1 protein-coding gene is annotated in these 662 nt (G+C 66.6%); it reads left to right on the top strand.

Annotated features, from left to right (window positions below):
- Nucleotides 1-181: 181 nt before the first annotated feature.
- Entirely contained in the window at nucleotides 182-523 is a 342-nt protein-coding gene (locus A5707_RS18430; RefSeq protein WP_065012709.1) for a hypothetical protein, read from the top strand.
- The last annotated feature ends 139 nt before the right edge of the window (nucleotides 524-662 follow it).

Genomic DNA, 662 nt, shown 5'->3' with positions numbered 1-662 from the left:
CGATGAGCCCGCCTCGTAGCGACAACGCGGCGTATGGCCAGGTGGCGCCGCGGCGCCGGAGTCACTTTGACCACTCCTGTCTTGGTTTGCCACACCTGTCACGGCCTGACCCGGTGTTTCGGGGTGCCCGCCTATCAGCGACAGCGAACGGGTTGTCGGACGTCCATGCGACGGTCGGCCGATGAATGAGTCGCTGCTACTGCGGGGGACCGAACTCCGCTACGTACTGACAATGCAGTTATTTCGCCATGGGCCCGCCACCGTCGGCGAGTTGGCCGAGGCGCTCGCGCAGCACGGTTTTGCCGTGGGCGGACGGACATCGAAATCCATCTCGGACGCGTTGCGCTGGGAAATGGGCCACGGCCGGGTGCGCCGGCTGAGGCGCGGTCGATATGGACCCGGCTGGATGCCGCGTGGCACTGAGCACCGAATCCACACGCGTGAGCTGGCGCTGCGCGACCAAGCCAAGTGTCGCTCGGAGCCGGGCACCCTGCCACCAGCGACAACTGGGCCACTCGCGTGACTGGCGTGGCGGAAGTGTCCCCAGTGAACCATTTGTTGCCGCGTCGCCACGCCAAATCCTCAGTTGTCGCTACGAGGCGGGCACATCGGCACAACCATCCCGGGAGTGACCGGTGTGACGCCTGGGGCGGCGGCTAAGC

Origin of the sequence: Mycobacterium kyorinense, from assembly GCF_001672775.1 — a bacterium.
Lineage (GTDB): Bacteria > Actinomycetota > Actinomycetes > Mycobacteriales > Mycobacteriaceae > Mycobacterium > Mycobacterium kyorinense_A.
The sequence above is the reverse complement of the archived record's forward strand: the minus strand, read 5'-3'. Positions and strand labels throughout refer to the sequence as shown.

Excerpts from the sequence above, each read along its gene's own strand:
- A5707_RS18430 (WP_065012709.1), top strand. The coding sequence starts at position 182 with ATGAATGAGTCGCTGCTACTGCGGGGGACCGAACTCCGCTACGTACTG.